The organism is Chitinophaga tropicalis, assembly GCF_009758205.1.
GTDB lineage: Bacteria > Bacteroidota > Bacteroidia > Chitinophagales > Chitinophagaceae > Chitinophaga > Chitinophaga tropicalis.
The window spans coordinates 16,602-41,055 of sequence record NZ_WRXN01000026.1; the positions used below are offsets into that span (position 1 = coordinate 16,602).

Here is a 24,454-nt window from a genome sequence, read left to right on the forward strand (position 1 = left end):
ATACTGAAAAGCTGTCCTTTAAAGGGACAGCTTTTTGTGTTTGGATAAAATTTCAGTCCGCAAAAAATACCCCCTCAGAATTCTCTGCCGGCCGCAGGCCGGAAAATCTCTCAGGAAGTCGCTTCACTGAAGACAAAAGCAACTTTTTGAGCAATTTACCCCCCGTTATAGCGATTTTCGTTAACTTAACGCCCTGATATTATTTTATGAGTTTTTTCAACAAGCTATTTTCAAGGGAAAAGAAGGAAAGCCTGGACCAGGGATTACAGAAAACCAAAGAAAGCTTCCTCTCAAAAATAGGCCGGGCCATTGCCGGTAAATCCACTGTAGATACTGAAGTGCTGGACAACCTGGAAGAAGCCCTGGTGTCTGCAGACGTTGGCGTGGATACCACAGTACAGATCATCGACAGGATAGAAAAACGTGTATCGAAAGATAAATACCTCGGTACCGGAGAGCTGAATAAAATATTGCAGGAAGAAATTGCCGGTCTGCTGGTTGATGCTCCGGACAGCGGCTTCCGCGATTTTGAAACACCACAGGGAAAAAGACCTTACGTGATCATGGTAGTAGGAGTGAACGGTGTTGGCAAAACAACCACCATCGGTAAACTGGCCTATAACTTTAAAAAAGCCGGCAAATCGGTCCTCCTCGGCGCAGCAGATACTTTCCGCGCAGCCGCGGTTGACCAGCTCACTATCTGGAGTGACAGGGTAGGCGTTCCCATCGTAAAACAACAAATGGGCTCCGATCCCGGCGCTGTAGCATTTGATACAGTACAGAGCGGCGCCGCAAAAGATGTAGACGTTATTATCATTGATACAGCAGGCCGTCTGCATAACAAGGCCCATCTGATGGATGAGCTGAGTAAGATCAAAAGGGTGATGAAAAAGGTGCTTCCTGAGGCCCCCCATGAAGTGCTGCTGGTGCTGGATGGCTCTACCGGCCAGAATGCCCTGGAACAGGCCAGGCATTTCACCGCCGCTACCGAAGTTTCCGCCCTGGCTATCACCAAGCTGGATGGTACAGCTAAAGGAGGCGTGGTACTGGCAATTGCTAACCAGTTCAAAATACCGGTTAAATATATCGGTATAGGAGAGAAAATGGAAGATCTGCAGGTATTCAATAAAGAAGAGTTTGTCGATTCATTATTCAGCATAAATGGCTGATAACTATATTCTTAAATGTAAAGGCCCGGGCCTCAGGTCCGGGCCTTTTTTATGCTTACACAGCACTATTCCTGCGGTGTTTATGCGTTCTCAGCTATACGATTGTTTCACTGACCTCCTAACGTATTTTACAGTAGATCAACGCCACCTTTCAGGCATGTTTCAAGCATGTTTCAAGCATGTTTAAAGCATGTTTAAAGCATGTATTGCGGGAGCTAAAGTGCACCACGGTACTTCTCAAAGAAGTGCTCCCTCCATATAATAAAAACATTTAAACTGAGCCTCTCTCACGGGAGGGTTGATAATTCGTAATTATTTAATTACCTTTGCAATTCTTTATTTTAATAACCCCCACTAAGGCTCATAGTCACTAAACAGTAAGTCTGCTGTTCTTCTCAATTCGTGTCTGGATGTCTTCGTGGCGGTAAGTAAATATTCGCGCTTGAAGACAAAAACTTTAAAGAAAGATAAGGTTAATATAATTACGCTTGGATGTTCAAAGAACATGGTTGACTCAGAAGTGCTCAGTGGTCAGTTACTGGCCAATGAGATTGATGTCGTGCATGAAAGTGGTAAAAAAGATCACAACATCGTAGTCGTAAATACCTGCGGGTTTATAGACAAGGCCAAAGAGGAATCTATCAACACGATCCTTGAACAGCTGGAGCTGAAACAGCGCGGTAAGCTGGAAAAGGTATATGTGACAGGTTGCCTCAGCGAAAGATACCGCGGAGACCTGGAATCAGAGATCCCCGGCGTAGACGCCTGGTTCGGAACAATGGAACTTCCCCTGATCCTTAAAAAATTCGATGCAGATTATAAAGCAGAACTAGTAGGAGAGCGTTTGCTCAGCACCCCCACCCATTATGCCTATCTCAAGATAGCAGAAGGTTGCAACCGCACCTGTTCTTTCTGCGCTATCCCTCTTATGAGAGGTAGTCACGTATCAAGACCCATCGAACAGATAGTGGCAGAAGCAGAAAAACTGGTTAATTCCGGTGTGAAAGAGATCATGCTCATTGCTCAGGAACTGACCTATTATGGCCTGGACCTTTATAAGCAACGCCGTCTGGCAGACCTGATGAGGGCACTGGCCGGTGTGAAAGGACTGGAATGGATCCGCCTTCATTATGCTTATCCGCACAAATTCCCCATGGAAGTGCTGGATGCCATGAATGAATTTCCAAATATCTGCAAGTATATAGATATGCCGCTGCAACATGCAGCAGACAATATGCTTAAAGCCATGAAACGCCAGATAACCCGCGTTGAAATGGAAGAACTGGTAACGGCCATCCGTGAAAAAGTACCAGGCATCTGCCTTCGTACTACACTTATTACCGGCTTCCCCGGAGAAACACTGGATGATGTGGAAGAACTCAAAACCTTCCTCGAAAAAATGCGTTTCGACAGGGTAGGCGTATTCACCTACAGCCACGAAGAAGGCACCAGCGCTTACGAACTGGAAGATAATATCCCCGCTGAAGAGAAAGAACGCAGGGCGCAGGAGATCATGGAAGTACAGCAGGAGATCTCTTATGAGAAGAACCAGGAGAAAATTGGTAAGATCTTCCGGGTGCTGGTAGATAAAAAAGAATCCGGCCGCTATCTTGCACGTACGGAGTTCGACTCAGTAGAGGTAGATAATGAGGTGATCATCAACACCACCAAACGCCTCAAACCTGGTGAATTCGTAGAAGTACGGATAACCAAAGCATATGATTACGACCTGGAAGCAGAGCTGGTTTAAACCGGGTTGATAATATAATGTTAACCAGCATTAATAATAATTCAGAAATTAATCAGTTAATATAGCTGATATAGTATACCAGGGCTCCCGACGGAGCCTGATCAAAGCAAATCAATGACTACATTTGAAACGTTAGGCTTACAGGAGCCGATTTTAAAAGGAATCCAGGACCTGGGATTCATTGCGCCCACACCCATACAGGAAAAAGCTATTCCTGTTCTGTTAGGCGGTGACAGGGATTTTGTAGGTCTTGCCCAGACGGGTACAGGGAAAACGGCAGCATTTGGCCTGCCTCTGCTTCAGCAGATAGATGTAAAACAACGTCATCCCCAGGGACTGGTGTTGTGCCCCACCCGCGAATTATGTTTACAGATCACCAACGACCTGAAGAACTTCAGCAAGCATCTGGGTGACGTAAGCATCGTTGCCGTATATGGTGGTTCCAGCATCGTACAGCAGCTGCGTGAACTGAAAAGAGGTGTGCACATCGTAGTAGCAACCCCCGGTCGTTTGCTCGATATCATCGACCGTAAAGCAGTTAACTTCTCCAACGTACGCTATGCTGTACTGGACGAAGCTGACGAAATGCTGAACATGGGCTTCCAGGAAGACATCAACAATATATTGTCCAATACACCGGAAGAGAAAACCACCTGGTTGTTCTCTGCCACCATGCCCCAGGAAGTACGCCGCATTGCCCAGAAATACATGACAGATCCTTTTGAACTGACTGTAGGCAACAAGAACAGCGGTAACGCCAACATCGAGCATGAATATTATGTGGTACGCCCACGTGAAAAATACGCTGCGCTGAAACGCATCGTTGACTTTAACCCTGAGATCTTCGGTATCATCTTTACCCGTACCAAGATAGAATCTCAGGAAATAGCTGAATCCCTGATCAGGGACGGTTACAATGCAGATGCCCTGCATGGCGACCTTACCCAGCAACAGCGTGATAAAGTGATGAAACGCTTCCGCGAGAAATCCCTGCAGGTACTGGTAGCGACAGACGTTGCGGCCCGCGGTATTGATGTGGATAACGTTACACACGTGATCAACTACGAACTGCCTGATGACGTGGAAAACTATACTCACCGTAGCGGCCGTACAGCCCGTGCCGGTAAATCAGGTGTTTCCATCGCTATCATCAGCGGCCGTGATATAGGAAAGATCCGCCAGATTGAAAGGGTGATCGGTAAGAAATTTACCAAAGTAGATGTTCCGGATGGCTTTGCTGTTTGTGAAAAACAACTGTTTGGTCTCGTACATAAAGTACATAACGTTACCGTAAACGAAGAACAGATTGAACCTTACCTGGAACGTATATACGAGGAGTTTGCGTCCATGACCAAGGAAGATATCATCAAACGCTTCGCTTCCCTGGAATTTAACCAGTTCCTGGAATACTACCAGGATGCACCTGATCTGAACGTGAAAGAAGAAAAACGTTCGTTTGAAGGTGGTGACCGCAGAAGCAGCAATAGTAAATTTACCCGCCTCTTCATTAACCTGGGCTCTGTAGATGATTTCACCCGTGGCGATATGCTGCGTTATCTCTGCGATACCAGTGGCGTACGTGGTAACAAAATAGGACGTATAGACCTGAAAGGCGTATATTCCTTCTTCGAAGTAGAGAACGATGTAGTGGAGAAATTCCAGCAAACGTTCAAGAAGGCTGAATATAATGGGCGTAGTGTAAGGATTGAAATGTCACAGGATGGCGATAAGCGCCGCTCCGGTGGTGGTGGTGGTAGCCGTCCTGAAGGCCGTAGACGCTGGGAAGGCGGTGCTGGCAATACAGGAGGTACCGGTGGTCGCCCTACTTTTAAGAAAAGGTATTAAAATATCTTAACCGGCTAATGACCGGTTAAGCTTCTTTATAAAAAACGCTTTTGCCTAAGGCAAAAGCGTTTTTTTTTTGAGAGATAGTGACAGACCTATGGTCTGCCAGAGATAAAGGCAAAAGCGGTTTTTTTTACGCAATATTTTGGCACTATTTTTCTGTATCTTCCATATATTATGACAGCAGAAAAAAAGCCGACATTACCACCCGTTCACCCCTTCACCTTATTCTCTGGAAAAGATGTAGAATTATTCCAGCAAGGTACACACGCTCACCTGTACGACAAATTCGGCGCACACAGCGTTGAATATGAAGGCATCCCCGGCACTTACTTCGCTGTATGGGCACCCAATGCTGCTTACGTAGCCGTTGCCGGCAATTTCAATAACTGGGACGCCCAGCAACACACCTTATTCCCCCGCTGGGACCATTCAGGAATATGGGAAGGTTTTGTAGCGGGTGTAACCCTGGGAGAATGTTATAAATACTTCATCCGCTCTGCCCAGGGAGAAGAACTCTGGAAAGGCGATCCCTATGCCAATTACTGGGAACTGCGCCCTAAAACAGCTTCTATCGCCTGGAAGCTGGATTACCAGTGGAAAGACCAGAAGTGGATGGAAAGCCGCAAAGCACATAACAGCCTGTCCGCCCCGTTCTCTGTATACGAAGTACACCTGGGCTCCTGGCGCCGGCCGGATAAGAACAATCACGAGATCTTCTATAGCTATAAAGAAATTGCGGACATGCTGATCCCTTATGTAAAAGACATGGGCTTCACGCATGTAGAACTGATGCCGGTAATGGAACACCCGTTTGACGGCTCCTGGGGTTACCAGGGCACCGGGTATTACGCACCCACTTCCCGTTACGGCACACCGCAGGACTTCATGTCCTTCGTAGACAGCTTCCACGCTGCCGGCATAGGCGTGATCCTGGATTGGGTACCTTCCCATTTCCCATACGATTCCCACGGACTGTTCCGTTTCGACGGCTCTCACGTATACGAATATGCGGATATGCGTAAAGGGTACCACCCGGACTGGAACAGCTATATCTTCAACTATGCACGGAACGAAGTCAGGTCTTTCCTGCTCAGCAACGCTGTCTTCTGGCTGGATAAATTTCATATAGATGGTCTGCGCGTCGATGCCGTAGCCTCCATGATACACCTCAACTACTCCCGCGAAACCGGCGCCTGGGAACCTAATGAGCACGGTGGAGAAGAGAACCTGGAAGCTATCTCCTTCCTGAAACATATGAACGAAACCATCTATTCCCTTTTCCCGGATGTACAGACCATCGCAGAAGAATCCACTTCCTTCTACGGAGTAAGCAGACCAACCTTTATGGGTGGACTGGGATTTGGCATGAAATGGATGATGGGATGGATGAACGATACGCTGGCTTATTTCAAGAGGGACCCTTACCATCGTAAATGGCACCAGGACCAGCTTACTTTCAGTATAGCATATGCCTTTTCCGAGAATTTCATGCTGCCGCTTAGTCATGATGAAGTGGTGCATGGCAAATCTCCCATGCTCTACAAAATGCCCGGCGATGACTGGCAGAAACTGGCTAATCTCCGGCTTATGTACAGCTATATGTTCACTCATCCCGGTACTAAACTGTTGTTTATGGGAGATGAGTTTGGACAGACATCAGAATGGAATTTCCGCTCAGAGCTGGATTGGCATCTGATGCAGTATGTTTCTCACCAGGGACTGAAACAGTTTGTAAAAGAACTGAATCATCTGTATACCTCAACACCGGCATTATACATTAAGCAGTTTGAATACTACGGTTTTGAATGGGTAAGCCTGAATGATCATGAACAGTGTGTAGTGGCTTATATGCGCAAGGGAATGACAGCGCAGGAAGATATACTGGTTGTGCTGAATATGACCCCTGTTGCGCGGGAGAATTACATATTGGGGATAGATGGAAACGGCTCCTGGAAAGAGATACTCAATAGCGATGATAAGCGCTTCTTTGGCAGCGGAGTGATCAACACTGGTGAAATTGAAGCTAAAGAAGAATCCTACAACGGGAAATCTCATCGTATACAGTTACGTATTCCTCCATTAGGCGCCACTATTCTGGCTAAGGTCTGAAGTTAAAATTCTCTCTCAAAAGAAATAGCCGGGCGCAGACCCCTCTCAAAAAAAAGACTTTTGCCGAAGGCAAAAGTCTTTTTTTTGAGCAACAGGTATCAAGACTCACTCCTAACATAATGATCCTTAATCACCCCTGCCTTCATATATAACTTTTCCTTACTCTGTTAAACTTTTGTTTATTTTTACCATCTAAAATCCTGAGCTACTAACAGCAGTAGCCTGGATTTTTTACTTAACCAAAACCATTCTTTTTATGAAGACCTATCTCCGAAAAACCGGATGGGGACTAGCCACACTTGTACTGCTGGCTGTGATCATTCATTCATGCACAAAAGACGAGTCCGGCTCCCGGGCTCCCGGCGCAAATGAGCAGCGCCTCAACATCTACATTGCCGACAATCCCGGCTATTTTGACAACGTTTTCCTGGACATCAGAAAGGTAGAAGTACTGGTAGATACCTGTACAGCTTCTGATGGCGATGATGACCGCGACTGGGGAAACGATTATAACCGTTGCTGGTGGTGGGAAGATCATCAGGACAACAGGGATTCCTGTCAGGTATGGGATTCTCTCGGGATCCGTGCCGGCGTGTATGATATCCTGTCGCTGCGCAATGGTACCGACACTTTACTGGGCGATGGTATAGTGCCTAAAGGTAAAGTGAAGAAGATCATTATCACCCTGGGTGATAACAACTCACTTGTTAAAGACAGTGTTACTTATCCGCTGAAAGCTCTTGGAGGACAGGTGCGCCTTGTAATACAGGTGCGTAATAGCGAATGGGAAGAGTTTGAATCCGGCAATTTCCGCCTCTGGCTGGACTTTGACGTAGATCGTTCCATTATTCAGACCCGTAACGGCCAGTTTATTCTTCGTCCTGTAATTCACGTGTTTACAGTTAAACAGACAGGCAGCATTTCCGGTAAAGTAACACCTTATGATGCATATCCTGTGGTAACTGTTTACAACGGTCAGGACACTGCGTATGCATTACCATGGAGAGACGGACGTTACAAGCTGAGAGGCCTGAAAGCAGGTACTTACAGCCTGTTTGTGAACGCATCCAATGGTTATAAGGATACAACCATCACAGGCATTACAGTAGAAAGAGGCAAAGAGACCAGCGTAGATCTGATCAAACTGACGAAGTAACGGTTAAAGGACATAGGTATTAATTCAGAACCGACGACATTCCCGGGGCCGGTGCAACGCTTGCACCGGCTCCTTTTTATATATACTTTTGCGCAAATTGTTCCTATGAAAAGATTGATAGTATTTTCCATGCTGCAGTTCTCTATGCTGGCAGCCTTTTCTCAGATGGTAGTAGTAAAAGAGAACCGTGTGGATGCACAGCAACGTAAACAGGGTGAATGGCAGGAAGAAATGCCTGAAGTGAAAGGTGAGCCCGGATATAGTTGGGAAGGAACTTATATAGATAACCTGAAGGAAGGTGTATGGAAGAAATACGCATTGTCCGGCGGTATCATTGCAGAAGAGACTTTTAAACGTGGTATTCTGAACGGGCGGTGCCGTTACTTCTATTCCAACGGAATGGTTAGTGCTGAAGGCTCTTGGCAGGCTGTAGATCTGGATGAACGTATAGAGAGCTACAGGGTGATTGACCCCGTAACAGGAGAGGAGCGTTTTGAAGAGATTAAACGTACTGCTACGGCATTACGGACAGGTATCTGGAAAGTATATGATGAAGAAGGGCAGATGAGTAAGGAATATTATAAACATGGAGAATCCGTTTCCCAGGAGGAATATGAAGCATATACGCATAAACCGGTAGCGCCAGAAAAAGATAAAAAGAAACCTGCAACACAGCCACCCGCACCGCCTTCATTGCCTCATCAGAAAAAGAAAGGGTAATTTTTTATTGATAACATTTAATAGCCTGCAACTGATTACGGCCTTCCTCCCGGAAGGAGCTTAGCCAGCTGCAGGCTATTCTTCCCTAAAAAAGTGAAAAGCAATAACTTATATGGTTGAGCTGGTACTGTCCTTTTTCCTCTTATTATGGGCAGCTTCACCGCCTTTCTTCCCTATTTCAGCCATATGTTGCCTGTTCCTGCTCACAGCCACACCGCCTTTACGCCCAGCCTCCCGGGCTTCGGCAGAGTTAAATTCATGAGCCACACCCTGAGCATGGGCCGCACGTCCGCCTTTACTTGCAATAGCACGCTGCATCTGCGCATCCATTGATGCAAACCCTCTTTTATCTTTCCTACTGGTAGTAGTTTTTTCCCCGGGGTTTGCCTGTTTGTGCCCGGAATGGGTTTCCGAATGCTGCTCCTGAGAATGTTCAGGATGGAAGTTTTCCCTTTCCAGTTTTTCCTGCTCCTGAGTAAACTGATTACTGATTTCTACAGCCATAAGAATGAATTTTTGAAAGGTTTAAAAAATGGGTTCCGTTTAACTGTCACATAGTGAGAACTATTTCGCCCTAAGAAGGCACAACTATTATGCCGTCCACACATAACCAATTGTTTTACAAGGGGAGAAAGATGCGTTCCAATTAAGAATGCAGTAAAAAACGTGGAGTATGGTTAACAAACTGTAGCATATGAACACACCTGCACTTAAAAAACTATTAAGACGAGTAGAATGCAAATCAGATGTTAAAAAATGTTCATGTGGAGAACAAAATACTCATTCTATAACTTCTTATTAACAATTCGGGGAGCGTTCACTGACTTGGGTTTTGTTCATTTTGTTCATTTTAAAAATAGCTTACTTCTCATTTTGAGTATATGTTATAACGTCCTATTTTTGAATAACTCTAAAGTTGGCATAGGTTATGAAAAGGCACTAAGATCTCAATCTAAAGTGCCCTTTTTTTTAGGGTTTAAAACAAAACAAAACAAAACCCAAATTCCCGGAGGAATTTGGGTTTATAAATTCAGGAAAATGTATAGTTTTATCTGATAATAAGCATCTCAAATTTTCTGTCAGCCATTATCTTCACAACACTACCGGTACCCGCAGCTGTGATTTTCGTTGCCACACCATCAATAATGTATTCTTTAGGTTTGAACGGCAACCCATGTACGTGTATATGATGTCTCTTATAAGCCGCACTATAATTACCGAAGAATTTTTTCCTCAGCACAAAACGTTGCTTCTCCGATACCTGCTTAAAACGTATTTCGTTATACTGACCATTCCTGTAACCATAATGATCTCCGGCATCTTCATACAGGTAGCTGCTTTCAGGCTGCTCTCCATAATAAACATGCAGGATCATCTCTTCTGTATTCCTCTCTTCCACATGCTGTATGGATGGATAATGCGGCAATACCACGCCTGCCTTTACAAATAACGGCATCTCATCCAGAGGTGTTGCTACTTTGATGGTTTGTCCACCGGTATACAACTGATCATTCCAGTAGTAATACCATTTTCCTTCCGGCAGATAGACTTCCTTCTCTTTCATACCAGGTGCAGATACATGGCTTATCAGCAACGAATCTCCCATCATGAACTCATGCGTACGATCGTACGTTTGCTTATCCTGTTGCGCCACAAATGCCAGCGGGCGTAGCATTGGAGTACCATATCTGCTGTACTGCCAGAATGTAGTATAGATATAAGGCAGCAGATGATAACGCAGCTGTATAAACTTCTTGGCCACGGCCTCATATTCTGCACCAAAGCTCCACGGCTCCTGGTTAAATCCTGTCTCATTACTTGCAGAGTGTGTACGCATCAGCGGATGGAATACCGCCAGCTGTATCCAGCGTACATACAACTCTCCGTCAGGCTCCCCGATAAAACCGCCAATATCACTGCCGGCAAAGGAAATACCTGAAACAGACAGGCGCTGACACTGTACAGACGCCAGCCACAAATGGTCCCAGCTGGATACGTTATCCCCCGTCCATACTGATGTCCAGCGCTGAGCGCCGGCATACACAGAACGGGCTATTACAAAAGGCCTGTTAGGCATGAGGTACTTTCTCAGACCAGCCTCTGTAGCTTTACTCATCAGGTGACCGTAAATATTATGCGCTTTCCGGTGACTCACAGCTTCGCCATCATAATCATGACGCACATCTTCCGGGAAGGTGCCCATTTCAAATACTGCAGGTTCGTTCATATCATTCCACACACCTCTGACACCCGTCTCTGCCAGCTCTTTGAACAGGCCTGCCCACCATTTACGTACCTCCGGGTTAGTGTAATCAGGGAACACACATTTACCCGGCCACACATCGCCTTCCATCAGCGCACCGTCTGCACGCTTACAGAAATATTCATGCTGTATGCCCTGCTGATAGATATTGTAGTCCGGATCTACCTTGATACCCGGATCAATGATCACTACTACCTTAAAACCCTGTTCTCCCAATTCTTTGATCAGGCCGGCAGGTTCAGGGAATCCTTCCTTGCTCCAGGTGAAACAACGGAAACCTTCCATATAATCTATGTCCAGGTGTATCACATCGCAGGGTATCTGCCTCTTCCTGAACTCAGCCGCAATTTCTTTCACTCTTTTATCAGGATAATAGCTCCACCGGCATTGCTGATAACCTAAAGCCCACAATGGTGGCAGCTCTGCAGTACCGGTAATGCGGGTATATCCCTGTGCCACGCTCATAAGTTCGGGCCCATAGATAAAGTAATAATTCATTTCTCCGCCTCTTGCCCAGAAGCTGGTCACATTCTCTCTTTCTTTCCCGAAATCGAAGATAGTGCGGAAGGTATTATCGAAGAAAATGCCATATGCAATTCCACGGTGTAAGCCATAATAGAAAGGAATATTGCGGTATAACGGGTCAGTATCTTTCTGAAAACCGTACGCATCCGTACCAAAGTTTTCCAGCCGCTTACCATGCAGGTTCAGATCGGTAGGTTTATCTCCCATACCGAAGAAGCATTCGTCTTCCTGTATCTGTTTACTGCAATAAATGATCTTGCCGCCTTTCTGCAGATAATACTGCCAGTGAAAGCCCAGCTCATCCTGGTTAATGATGCGGCCTTCAGCATCTGTAATGGTAAGGCGGAGGTCATCACGGGATATGTAGATACGCAGGACGTCTGTATATACTTCAAAGTTTTCTTCAAATTCATGCAGGCCGAAATTAACCGGCGATTCTTCCATTCTGTCACTCACTGCATACGAAAAGTCTCTTTGAAATTTGCCGTCGGCAGCATAGCGGAAACGGATAATTTTATCTGAGATGATCCTTACTTCAAGGATGGTTTCTGATGTATAAAAATAGAAGTAGTTACCTTCCTTTTTCCATTCTCTGATAGTATCAGGATAGTGTTTGACTGAATACTTTCCTGATGAGGTTGTTACTTGCATAGATCGCTTTTAAGATTCCGGGCCGTTTGTTGGGTGTAAATATCAGACGGCCTCCCTTTCCCTGTTGTAGGACAAATTACTCAAAAAATATTGTTTTAACATTGTTTTACGATGAGGGCTGTTTCACCATCGTTTACCTGTAAAATTAACACATTGGCTAAAATATCAATACAACAAACGTGTAGACTCAGTATCTTCATAGTAAATGTACTTTTTGTTTTGACCTATTTTTTCCCGGGGGTGCTTTTTGCAGCACCCCTTTCCTGTGAGGGAACTATATCGATCATCCCCATCTTCCTGCTACCCGCCAGCCACACCCTTTTACCATCGGGAGATACACCTGCCACATGAAATCCTGTTTTGCTGATATTACGCCAGTGAAGTCCGCCGTCTTCCGAAATATCTGTTCCCGATGTACCTGTTGCAATCAACAGTTTATCTGAAATATATTGTACGCAGGAACGGAATCCTGCAGGAGAAACAACAGGTAACTGCCAGTTCTTTCCCCCGTTTGTTGTATATACACAGTTGAGTCTGGCGAGAGTATCATTCATATAATCCCCGCCTGCAACAACAGCGTTCTTCCCTCTGAAAGCAATAGAAAATGCGCCTGTTCCCGCACCGCCGCTCAGTATAGGCCAGTTAACAGATTTCCAGTCACTCCATCCGATGAAAAAGCGGCTTGTTTTTCCGCCGGTAATAAAACATCCGTTCCCGTTCCCGGTTCTCTTCACACTTGAATTGCTGGCGGCAAAGATCGCTTCTCCATCTGCTGCTGCCGGTCGCCATGCATCTTCCTGCAACTGCCAGGTACGGCCGCTATCCTTTGTTTGTATGATCATGAACTTACCATTGATGGGATCGCCTGCTGCAATACCCTCTGCAGCATTTCTAAAAGCAATGCCATCAAAGAATATCCCTTTCGTATCATTATGGTACACTTCCTGCCAGCTGTCACCTCCATCTGTGGTCAGCATCATAAATGCCGGCTCTCCCGCATTTAAAAGCAGGGCCCGCTTATCGCTGAATGCCATCAGCGATCGCCAGTCGCAGCTGTCATGCCCTGGCACCGTCACCCATTTCCAGTGGGCGCCGGCGTCTGTAGTTACCCCAGCCTTGCCGCCTGTTCCGGATACCCATAGCACAGAGTCATTCACCACGCTCATTCCCCTGATACTGGCAATAGGAGGAGGATCGGTCAGTCTGATCTGCCAGGACTGCGCCCGGGCGTTTAAATAAGTCAATAAGACCAGGCTGAAGAGTATTCCTTTTTTGAACATATTTTTCATTTAATGATTTCTTTTTAATTCTTAAGCGTTAAAAAATCGCTTTTTTTGAGCGATTTCCTTCCCTGTGCCTGCACTCTCAAAAACTTACACATTAACAAAAGAACCGCTTCTTCCAAGAAAATTACAAAATCATTAGAAAGTGTGATACAGATTTATATATTTGCAAGCACTGCGTTACGTGAACTCAGTATTTTTCTAACCTCCATAATCAGTTTAAAAGCATTGCAAACGGCGGCGCAGATAACGAGGACCATATTACTGACTTTCCTATGCACCTTATCGTATGCTGTGTTGCAGGCACAGGATAAGCCCTATTTATTTGATTCCTACGGGGTCAATGAAGGCCTGTCCCAGAATTCCGTTTACGATATACTGGAAGATAACCAGGGATTTATGTGGATAGCCACGCATGACGGTATTAACCGCTTCGATGGCTACGGCTTCAACGAATACCGCTTCAATCCCAGTCTGAAAGAACGCGCCGGCCAGGGGAAAGGCAGCCTGGTTATCCGGAACAATAACGGTGGCCGCGCACTGATCAACCGCTTCGCGCTACAGGGCTACAAAGGCTACTCTCTCTACCGTAACAGCCGTCACCAGTTAATGGTAACGCACAACTATGGCATCAGCCTGTACGACGAATACAAGAACTCCTTCGAAACAGTGCTGGAAGACACCACCTACGAAGACAATAACGAACGCGATAACGGCCATAAGTTCAGGATCCTGGGGGAAGATACTGTACATCATAACCTCTGGGTCTGGCGACCGGCAAAAGGGCTCTATGTACTGGACAACAGCACCTTCGCCAAAAAAAGGGTGATCCTCTATCCGTTACCCATGTTAAAGCGGGGGATCCACGCCAAAGCCGTATATAAGGACGGGAACATTATCTGGATGAACTTCGAACCGGGAGAATTGCTGGCAATGGACACAAGGACCATGAAACTCACGTCCTATTGCCTGCCAGGCATCACCTCCGACCCCGTTTTAAAGAATTTGAATAAAGATTCCCTGATCATAGCCAGCAGGGGGCACGTAATAGTCTTCAACAAGAAACAGAACAGGTACACAGACCTTTCCTTCGATCAGCGTGATCCGAAAGATGCTACCTTCTTCCCCCTCTGCCTGGAACAGGACCATAACGGTAACGTCTGGATAGGAGGCACCGACGGGGTCATGGTCTACAACGTGAAACGCAACGAGATCGTCAACCGCATTGTCAGCTTCAACGGGTCTGAAGCCCGTTCCTGGAACGTAGTGGCCTACCTGTACCGTGATGTGTCAGACAATATGTGGGTAGGCACCGATGGAGACGGCATCAAAAAATACTCTCCCAATAAAAAGGTCTTTAACCTTTACCGTTCTTCCTTTACCACGCATAACATGGTAAGGGCTGTATATAAGCATGACGACGGCAAACTGTATGTTGGCTTGCTGAACGACGGACTGGACATCTATGAGAAAGGAGGCAAGTTCCTGGAACGTATTCCCGGAGATAATCAGAAGAGTATCTTCCCTTCCCGCAACCTGAACGCTATTTGCCGTGAAGATTTTGAGCACCTCTGGTTCCACTTCCTCGGGATGCACATCGGCTTGTTCAACGTGCATACCAAGAAATACGAAGACCTTACAAAATACATGACAGCACTGGGCCTGCCGGAACAGGATAACGGCTATCCCTTTTTGTTCAAACGCACCAGTGGCGAGGTCTACTTCAACTATGGCCGTTATCTCCTGCAGATCACTCCGCAGGATAACCGTTATAAAGTAGCTATTGTTCACGAGTTTCCTGACGAGATCCTCACTACTTACTACGAAGACCTGCTCGGCAATAAATATGTGGGCACCAAAGTGGCGGCTTATGTGAAAAGGGTGGAGAGCACCCGCTGGGAAAAGATAATCCTGCCACCCGGCACTATCGTTAAGTCTATTATTAAAAGCGCAGGGAAAGACCTGCTGCTGGCTACCTCTAAAGGATTGTTCGTCCTGGACCAGAACAACAATCGTAAAAAACATTACAACAGCTACGACTATCCTTCGCTTATCAACGATTACCTGTACGGAGTTTTGCTGGACGATAAGGACTGGATATGGGTGAGCCATAATAAAGGGCTGTCCCAGATCAATCCTGCCAAAGATGAGATCACTACGTTCAACTATGAAGATGGCCTGCAATCCAACGAGTTTAACACAGGTGCTTTCTTCAAATCTGTTGACGGAGAGCTCTTTTTCGGAGGCATACGTGGCTCTAACGGTTTTTACCCGAGAGATTTCAAGAACAATCCCTCCAAGCCCAAGGTCGTGATCATGCGTATGGAAGTGCTGGATAAACCTTATGAGTCGGATACGGCCCTTTCCTTACTGAAACGGATAGAACTGCCTTATAATCATAACACTATCGCTATCGAGTTTGTACCGCTGGAATATACTAACCCTCTGAAGAACAAGGTACAGTATAAACTGGACGGTGCAGATGAGGACTGGGTTCAGGCGGGAGCGTTCCGCATGGCAAGGTATACCAACCTCCGCCCGGGGACTTATACATTCAATGTACGGGCTTCCAATAATGATGATATATGGAATGCAACACCTACCTCACTGGAGATCGTGATCAGAATTCCATTCTGGCAATCGCTTTGGTTCAGGTTTTTGTTGCTTTTATTACTGTTAGGAGTTGCTTATTATTTTTCTACCTTGTACCTTGACTATAAGATCAGGCATGAAAAACTGAAACTGGAAAAAGAGCAGGCGGTAGACCAGGAGAGAGCCCGTATTTCCAGCGATATGCATGACGATCTTGGTTCAGGACTGTCTACCATCCGCTTGCTGAGTGAAATTGCAAAACGCAAGATCCAGGATACTTCACAGACAAAAGAACTGGAACGTATCTCAGAAGCGGCAGGAGAACTGGTGGATAAAATGAGTGAGATCATATGGGCTATGAACTCCTCCAACGATTCCCTGGAAAACCTTATCGCCTATATGCGCAGCTTTGCGGCTGATTTCCTGGAGCATGCGCATATCACCCACCAGTTCTATATTCCGGAAACTATTCCGAATATTAAGCTGAGCGGAGGGACCAGGCGTAACATTTACCTGGCTGTAAAGGAATCGCTGCACAACGTGGTAAAACATGCGCAGGCATCAGAAGTAGTAATACAAATTGAGATGCATAAAAATATGACCATTATGATAAAAGATAATGGTAAAGGATTTGATCAGGAGAAAGTAAGATTGTTCGGAAACGGTTTAAAGAATATACAGAAGCGGATGCAGGCTGTAGGAGGACAGGCGGATATCACCTCTCATAACGGTACGATAGTTTTACTAGATATACCGTTAATTTAGCATAGATTTGTAGAATCACATGCAACGTGTGTCAATAGTGTTGACCTCTTTGAAACATAACAACTGATATTAAATGACTGTATACTCAAAAAAGAAATCTCAGGATAACATGGATATTATTTCTGTGGCGATCGTTGAAGACAACCATGATATCCGTACAGCCATGGAATTGTTGATTAACGGCTCAGAAGGGTATGCCTGTATAGGAGCCTTCAATAATGCTGAAACAGCGGTCGAACAGATACCCAATTTATTGCCGAATGTAGTGCTTATGGATTTTAACCTGCCGGGAGGAATGAATGGTATTGAATGCATTGCCCGTTTAAAAGCGGAATACCCGGATATGCATTTCATGATGCTTACTGTTTACGAGGATGACGATAAGATCTTCCAGGCGCTGGAAGCCGGTGCCAGCGGTTATATCCTTAAAAAGACCCCTCCGGGCGAGTTGCTGGAAGCTATCAGAGACCTGCATGAAGGCGGTTCTCCAATGAGTTCTCAGATAGCCAGAAGGGTAGTGGCCTATTTCCAGAAACAGGCAAAACCAAACCCTGCACTGGAAGCGCTCACTTCAAGGGAAAAAGAGATACTGGACCAGCTCTCCAAAGGATTCCTGTATAAAGAGATTGCCAGCAACCTGTTTATCAGCATAGAAACAGTAAGAAGGCACGTACATAACATCTACGAAAAATTACACGTGCGTAGCCGTACTGACGCAGTGAATAAATATTACAACCGGTAGTGATTTCCGGTTTGATCAGCACCAAATAAAAAGGAGGAAAACTCAAAAGTAAAAATAAGCGCTGAGGATCGCTTAAATGACTACCCGACTCCATCAGGTACCTGAATAAAAAGAGCCTGTATCGCACTTTTGATACAGGCTCCTTTTTTAATTCAATAAAACTTCAAAGCTGTTTCAGGACCGTGCTGACTGGGCATCTGCTCTGCCCAGTCTTTCCAATGCCTTCCGTACAAAATGCGCTATCAATACTATAGACGCAATTAACAGACAGGCCAATTTAAATAACAGACCGGCTTTCATAGGATATAAATATCTTGTTAAAAATAATGTGTGTGTCCCCTCCGCATTAACGCATCATCTGCCAGGAATCAAATTTCTGGACCAGTTTGATGAGGTTATTGCTCAGACGACTCATAGACCTTTGTTCCCTTTTTACGAGGAAAGTAATAATCAGTACAAAAGCTAGTACCGCAATTAGTAAAATGAAGCTGATAGTTTTCATAGATTAGGACTTTGGTATAAGGTTTTTAATTCAAAAAGACGACTTTGTAAATATAGAAATATAAACTATACATTGTATTTATTTTCAGTCTAATTTTCGTGTTAGAAGCAGAAAATACCTTTTTTCCGGGATATAATTCAGGCAAAAACAGCAAAAAATGCAGTTCTTTATAGCCGGGCACGGTGTAAAAAGACTTCTACAGAAGAATCGCTTTTACCTCCGGCGAAAGTGATTTTTTTGCACAGTTTTACGTTGAGCCTCATAAAGAAACTCAAACTGATGCGCCATCTGCATAACTTGTACTTGGGATGATTCCCTGAAACGCTTATTTTTGCCCGCAACCGGATTTTGCTAAAAGATTTAGTAAATTCGCTTCCGGTGTTTCAGTTCAGCCAGCAGGGCCACAGACTGATTCACCACTATTAAACTGTAAATTGGAACTATTATATAATTATGGCTACTACGGATAAGAAAGATCTTTTTGCCGCCTATACCGAAGATTCGATCCGGTCGCTCGACTGGCGTGAGCACATCCGCCTGCGTCCGGGTATGTATATTGGTAAACTGGGCGACGGTTCAAGTATGGACGATGGTATTTATATACTGTTGAAAGAGGTGGTAGATAACTGTATTGATGAACACACCATGGGCTTCGGTAAACAGGTGGATATTAAGGTAACGGAACACAGTGTTACCATTCGCGACTTTGGCCGTGGTATTCCCCTGGGAAAAGTAGTGGATGTAGTGAGCAAGATCAATACAGGCGCCAAATACGATAGCAAGGCATTCCAGAAGTCAGTAGGTCTGAACGGTGTGGGTACCAAAGCAGTGAACGCATTGTCTAATTACTTCCGCGTAGAATCTGTTCGTGACGGTCGTTCAAAAGTGGCTGAGTTTGAAAGAGGGGTACTGACCAAAGAACATAAAGAAGGGCCTACCAAAGAGGAAAATGGTACACTTGTTACCTTTATCCCCGACGATACTATCTTCAGGAATTACCGTTACATCCCGGAATTCCTAGAAAACCAGATCTGGAACTACTGTTTCCTGAATGCCGGACTGGTCATCAACTTCAACGACAAGAAGTATGTTTCCAGGAATGGCCTCCTGGACCTGCTGCAACGTAAAACCAATCAGGATGAACTGCGTTACCCTATTATCCATCTGAAAGGAGAGGATATTGAAGTAGCCATCACCCATGAAAACCAGTACGGTGAAGAGTACTACTCCTTCGTGAACGGTCAGCATACCACACAGGGCGGTACCCACCTGGCAGCCTTCCGTGAAGCATTCGTAAAAACAGTGCGTGATTTCTTTAAAAAGGACTATGACGCTACTGATATCCGCGCCTCTATCTGCGCCGCCATCTCTGTAAGGGTACAGGAACCTGTATTTGAATCTCAGACCAAAACCAAACTGGGCTCTCTGACAGTGTATGAGAACGGTCCTTCCATGAAAGCCTTCGTGCTGGAGTTCCTTTCAAAGCAACTGGACGATTTCCTGCATAAGAACCCTTCTACGGCAGAAGCGCTGAAAAAGCGTATTGAACAGAGCGAAAGAGAGCGTAAGGAACTGGCCGGTATTAAAAAACTGGCTAATGAACGCGCCAAAAAGGCTAACCTGCACAACCGCAAACTGCGTGACTGCAGGATCCACCTGAGTGACGAGTTTACCGGCAAAGAGAAAAATGACCTGGAAACCAAGCGACTGAACACCACCATCTTCATTACGGAAGGTGACTCAGCGAGCGGTTCCATCACCAAATCCCGCAATGTGGAAACACAGGCGGTATTCAGCCTCAGGGGTAAACCCCTGAACAGCTTCGGCCTTACCAAGAAGATCGTGTACGAGAATGAGGAGTTCAACCTCTTGCAACATGCCCTCAACATTGAAGAAGGACTGGAAGGCCTGCGTTACAACAGGATTGTTGTAGCTACAGATGCTGACGTGGATGGTATGCACATCCGCCTGCTGCTCCTTACTTTCTTCCTGCAGTTCTTTCCTGACCTGGTAAAGAACGGTCACCTGTACATCCTTGAAACGCCGTTGTTCCGTGTACGTAATAAACAGGAGACCATTTACTGCTACAACGATGAAGAAAGACAGAAAGCCATCAAAAAGCTGGGCGGCAAACCGGAGATCACCCGCTTTAAAGGTCTGGGAGAGATCTCGCCTGAAGAATTCGGTACTTTCATCAGCGATGATATGAAGGTAGAACCGGTTATTCTTTCACAGGACACACATATCCAGAAATTGCTGGAATACTATATGGGTAAGAATACTCAGTCAAGACAGGAGTTCATCATCGGTAACCTGCGCTATGAAAAAGACCTGGTACCGGAATGAGAAACTGATCAAGAACAACGTGCAGCTGATTAATTCAAGAATATTTTAAAGAACCAATGGAACTAGTGCATATCGTTTTCGGTGAATCATCCGTTGCTACCCTTAGCGACGCATTTGATCTGGATGAGCAGCTGAAAGGAGACATGATATATTTTGAGGACGACCTCTCAGTAGGTCCCCTGTTCATATTAGACACCAAAGACGGGCAGGCAGCCCGTAAACAATGGTGGATGCAGCTGTCCGGCATACAGGCGCCGGTAGCGGCAGAAACAACGGAAACGCCTGCACCGCCCGCAACCGAAGAAGAATATGTGGACCAGGAGAAATTCCGTCAGCTGAAAGCCCGTCTTAAAGCTGAACCGGAGCTCCAGGTATGGATATGGGCCGGTCAGAATGCCAGGGATGTATGTGGATACTACTGGCTGGTAAGCCAGCTGTACGATTTTTCCGGCCGTATCCAGATCATTTACCTGAACAACCTGCCCTTCCTGAACGATAAAGGCAGCGTATTCTACCCTACACACCTGCACCAGATCCTGCCTAAGGAATTCCTGAAAGCAAGGAAGCTGGCAAGACCTATCTCCCTCGCAGAATTTGAGCTGGACGGAGATGAATGGAGCCGCCTGATGAACGAGAACGCCGGTGTGCGATTGCTTGAAGGCGGTAAAAAGCTGAAAGGAGAACCTGCAGTATTCTATGATAAAGAACTGGTACAGGCAGCTACTGCAGAATTTCAGAAGGCTAATAAGGTAGTAGGGCTGGTAACCGGTAAGCTGAAATATCCTGTAATGGACCTCTTCCTTGGATGGAGACTCAAAGAGCTGATCAAACAGGGGAAACTGGAAAGCAGGGGAGAACTGAAAACCATCAGGGATTTTGAAGTAAAACAGATAGCAGAATAGATCATGATCAAAATAACGCCACTCGACCTTATAGGAGAAGATGAACGGGGCAGCAACTACGGATGGTCCACTAACCGGAGCGGCGGTTTTATGTTCTGTACCCGTAAGGCCGGTAGCAGCAGCGGACAGCATTATCATGAAGGGAAAAGTGATTACAAGAATCCCGAAATACTGTTCCTGTTCACAGGCGAAGTACAGTTAGACTGGTGCGCACTGGATGGTAAAAAAATAGAGACAGTCTATGCAAAAGCACCCGCCAGGATCGAAGTGCCGGTTAATGTCTGGCACCAGGTCATAGCCGTCACTGACTGCTGCTTTATAGAACTGAACTCCATAGAAGATGTGCGCAGAGACAGCATCAGGATATGGAGAGATGAATTTGAAAAGATGATCAACAAATAATATTATGAGCGACATCGATAATACACAACCAACAGACGATTCTTTACATAACATTACCCACATCGGGGGAATGTATGAAAGCTGGTTCCTGGATTATGCGTCCTATGTGATCCTTGAGCGTGCGGTGCCCGCCGTTGAAGACGGTCTTAAACCCGTACAACGCCGCATACTGCATGCCATGAAAGAACTTGATGACGGCCGTTTTAACAAAGTAGCCAACGTAATAGGTTCTACAATGCAGTTCCACCCCCATGGTGACGCCTCCATCGGAGACGCTATCGTGAACCTGGGACAGAAAGACCTCATGATCGAGACCCAGGGTAACTGGGGAGATGTACGCACCGGCGACGATGCAGCTGCACCCCGCTACATTGAGGCCCGTCTCTCAAAGTTTGCACTGGAGGTGGCCTTCAATCCTAAAACCACCACATGGCAGCTCAGCTATGACGGCAGAAAGAACGAACCACTGGCCCTGCCCATGAAGTTCCCGCTGGTGCTTGCACAGGGAGCTGACGGTATTGCCGTGGGCCTTTCTACCAAAATATTACCGCACAACTTCATAGAACTTATAGACGCCTCCATCAAATATCTCAGGGGTAAGAAATTCGAGCTTTACCCTGATTTCAGCACCGGAGGTATGGTGGACGTTGCCAACTATAATGACGGCAAACGTGGTGGTAAAGTACGCGTAAGAGCACATATAGAGGAGAAAGACAAGAAGACATTGCTGATAAAGGATGTGCCCTATGGTGTTACCACTACCGCTTTAATGGAATCTATCGTTAAAGCCAATGACACTGGTAAGATCAAAATCAAAAAGGTGGTAGACAATACCGCCAAGGACGTTGAAATAGAAGTACAGCTGGCGCCTGGTATCTCTCCAGACATTACCATCGATGCCCTGTACGCTTTCACAGACTGTGAGATATCTATCTCTCCCAACGCCTGCGTGATCGTTGATGATAAACCAAGGTTTATCTCAGCTTCCGACCTGCTGCGATACTCTACCGATTTTACCCGCGAGCTCCTGAAAAAAGAGCTGGAAATAAAGCTGGCAGAACTGCAGGATAAATGGCATTACACCTCCCTGGAAAAGATCTTCTTCGAAAAAGGTATTTACAAGGAGCTGGAACAGAAGCACAAAGACTGGGAAGCCGTAATAGTAGCGATAGATAAAGGCTTTGCGCCCTATAAGAAAAGCCTGAAAAGAGAGATCACCCGGGAAGATATCCTCAAGCTGACCGAAAAGCCGGTACGCCGCATCTACAGACTGGATATCAACGAACTGAATGAACAGATCAAAGGCATTGAAGCTGATATCAAACAGGTGAAATATGACCTGGCTAACCTGGTAGACTTCACCGTAGCCTATTACGAAAACCTGCTGAAGAAATACGGTAAAGGCCGTGAGCGTCAGACAGAGATCAAAACCTTCGATACCATTCAGGTACAGCAGGTGGCTATGGCTAACACCAAGATCTATGTAAACAGGGCTGATGGCTTCATCGGTACCTCCCTGAAGAAAGACGAGTTTGTAGCAGACTGCTCTGACCTCGATAACATCATCATATTCAGAAGGGATGGTAAAATGCTGGTTACCAAAGTATCTGATAAGACCTTCGTAGGTAAAGATATCATTCACATAGACGTGTTCCGCAAGAACGATGAACGTACTACCTACAACATGATCTATGTGGACGGCAAGACCGGAATGAGCTTTGCCAAACGCTTCAACGTAACAGGTATTACCCGCGATAAAGAATATGACCTCACCGTGAAAGGGGAAAAGAATTCCAAAGTACACTACTTCTCAGCCAATCCTAACGGGGAAGCGGAAGTGGTGAGCATACGCCTGAGCCCAAATTGTGCGGCCAGGAACAAGGAATTTGATCTTTATTTTGAGACTATCGCTATCAAAGGCCGTAACTCAATGGGTAACCAGGTAACAAAATACCCGATCCGCAACGTGAAGTTCAAGGAGAAAGGCGTATCTACCCTCTCAGGTCAGAAGATCTGGTATGATGATACAGTAGGCCGTCTCAACACAGAAGAGCGCGGTATCTACATTGGTTCTTTTGATGGTGAAGACAAGGTATTTGTTGCATTCAAGAACGGTACCTATGAGCTTACCAACTTTGAGCTTACCAATCGCTACGATCCCAATGAACTGGTCTATATAGAGAAATTCAACCCGGAAAAGATCGTATCTGCCATTTACTATGATGCCGATAAGAAACAGTTCAATGCCAAACGTTTCAAAGTGGAAACGCAGACACTGAATAATAAGTTCCTTTTCATTAAGGAAGGAGCAGGCAACTACCTGGAGATGGTTACTACTCACGCTGACCCGATAGTGTTATTGAAAACCGGTAAAAAACGTAATCCGGAGGAAGAGGAAGTGAATCTCGCAGAATTTGTGGAAGTAACCGGTTACAGGACAGTGGGAACAAGAATTGCAGGTGATGAGCTGATCAGTGCTGAACTGGCTATAGATGAGGAAGAACCGGATGGTGATGATGGGGTTCAGGGTGAGTTATTTTAATTACTCAGATAATTAAGTCGCATAAAAAAAGGCTTTTACCGAAGGTAAAAGCCTTTTTTTATGGTGCGCCCGGCACGGGCGCAAACTCTAGGGTGTAAGTCCCGAACGCGCCTTGATAGTGGGAAGCGTTAACCGATGGCAAGGGTGTCCTTCGTGAGGAGGAATCTGAAGGAAGCCTAAGGTAAAT

At 45.7% G+C, this 24,454-nt stretch carries 15 protein-coding genes; 12 read left to right on the forward strand and 3 right to left on the reverse strand.

The genetic code is table 11. The features are described from left to right. The first annotated feature begins 206 nt into the window (after positions 1–206). The 6 genes from ftsY to GO493_RS29690 all read left to right on the forward strand — a co-directional run bounded on the left by ftsY (position 207) and on the right by GO493_RS29690 (position 8,752). Positions 207–1,169, forward strand: a complete 963-nt coding sequence (ftsY, locus tag GO493_RS29665; protein WP_157309870.1) for a signal recognition particle-docking protein FtsY — start codon at positions 207–209, stop codon at positions 1,167–1,169. A gap of 442 nt (positions 1,170–1,611) precedes the next feature. Further along, entirely contained in the window at positions 1,612–2,919 is a 1,308-nt protein-coding gene (rimO, locus tag GO493_RS29670; RefSeq protein WP_157309871.1) for a 30S ribosomal protein S12 methylthiotransferase RimO, read from the forward strand. Between the two features lie 114 nt (positions 2,920–3,033). Further along, a complete protein-coding gene (locus tag GO493_RS29675) occupies positions 3,034–4,764 on the forward strand; it encodes a DEAD/DEAH box helicase (RefSeq protein ID WP_157309872.1) in 1,731 nt (576 codons plus the stop codon). A gap of 177 nt (positions 4,765–4,941) precedes the next feature. After that, positions 4,942–6,876, forward strand: a complete 1,935-nt coding sequence (gene glgB / locus GO493_RS29680) for a 1,4-alpha-glucan branching protein GlgB (protein ID WP_157309873.1) — start codon at positions 4,942–4,944, stop codon at positions 6,874–6,876. A 256-nt stretch (positions 6,877–7,132) separates the two neighbouring features. Next, positions 7,133–8,032 (forward strand): DUF4382 domain-containing protein, encoded by a 900-nt coding sequence (locus GO493_RS29685; protein WP_157309874.1) that lies wholly within the window; start codon positions 7,133–7,135, stop codon positions 8,030–8,032. Between the two features lie 105 nt (positions 8,033–8,137). Next, positions 8,138–8,752, forward strand: coding sequence for a toxin-antitoxin system YwqK family antitoxin (locus GO493_RS29690; RefSeq protein ID WP_157309875.1), 615 nt, complete (start codon positions 8,138–8,140; stop codon positions 8,750–8,752). Positions 8,753–8,860: 108 nt separating this feature from the next. Here the strand turns inward: GO493_RS29690 and GO493_RS30935 are convergent, their stop codons facing one another. The 3 genes from GO493_RS30935 to GO493_RS29705 all read right to left on the reverse strand — a co-directional run bounded on the left by GO493_RS30935 (position 8,861) and on the right by GO493_RS29705 (position 13,480). Beyond that, the gene (locus tag GO493_RS30935; protein WP_198315866.1) at positions 8,861–9,256 is read right to left on the reverse strand and encodes a KGG domain-containing protein; all 396 of its coding nucleotides are present in this window, start codon (positions 9,254–9,256) and stop codon (positions 8,861–8,863) included. 544 nt (positions 9,257–9,800) lie between these two features. Continuing rightward, positions 9,801–12,191 (reverse strand): glycoside hydrolase family 31 protein, encoded by a 2,391-nt coding sequence (locus GO493_RS29700; RefSeq protein ID WP_157309876.1) that lies wholly within the window; start codon positions 12,189–12,191, stop codon positions 9,801–9,803. A 224-nt stretch (positions 12,192–12,415) separates the two neighbouring features. Then, positions 12,416–13,480: a beta propeller repeat protein gene (locus GO493_RS29705; protein WP_157309877.1), complete on the reverse strand. Its 1,065-nt coding sequence runs from the start codon at positions 13,478–13,480 to the stop codon at positions 12,416–12,418. A gap of 141 nt (positions 13,481–13,621) precedes the next feature. On the opposite strand from GO493_RS29705, the gene GO493_RS29710 reads away from it, so the two are divergent. From GO493_RS29710 to GO493_RS29735, 6 genes are all read left to right on the forward strand, one after another. Beyond that, a complete protein-coding gene (locus tag GO493_RS29710; protein WP_198315867.1) occupies positions 13,622–16,831 on the forward strand; it encodes a ligand-binding sensor domain-containing protein in 3,210 nt (1,069 codons plus the stop codon). A gap of 109 nt (positions 16,832–16,940) precedes the next feature. Continuing rightward, on the forward strand, positions 16,941–17,573 hold the full coding sequence (locus GO493_RS29715) for a response regulator transcription factor (RefSeq protein ID WP_232539160.1): 633 nt from the start codon (positions 16,941–16,943) through the stop codon (positions 17,571–17,573). A gap of 955 nt (positions 17,574–18,528) precedes the next feature. After that, positions 18,529–20,421, forward strand: coding sequence for a DNA topoisomerase IV subunit B (locus tag GO493_RS29720; RefSeq protein WP_157309880.1), 1,893 nt, complete (start codon positions 18,529–18,531; stop codon positions 20,419–20,421). Positions 20,422–20,477: 56 nt separating this feature from the next. Then, positions 20,478–21,323 (forward strand): DUF1835 domain-containing protein, encoded by an 846-nt coding sequence (locus GO493_RS29725; protein WP_157309881.1) that lies wholly within the window; start codon positions 20,478–20,480, stop codon positions 21,321–21,323. Positions 21,324–21,326: 3 nt separating this feature from the next. Further along, complete coding sequence (locus GO493_RS29730) at positions 21,327–21,725, forward strand: hypothetical protein (RefSeq protein ID WP_157309882.1); 399 nt, start codon at positions 21,327–21,329, stop codon at positions 21,723–21,725. Between the two features lie 4 nt (positions 21,726–21,729). After that, positions 21,730–24,267, forward strand: coding sequence for a DNA gyrase/topoisomerase IV subunit A (locus GO493_RS29735; protein ID WP_157309883.1), 2,538 nt, complete (start codon positions 21,730–21,732; stop codon positions 24,265–24,267). The last annotated feature ends 187 nt before the right edge of the window (positions 24,268–24,454 follow it).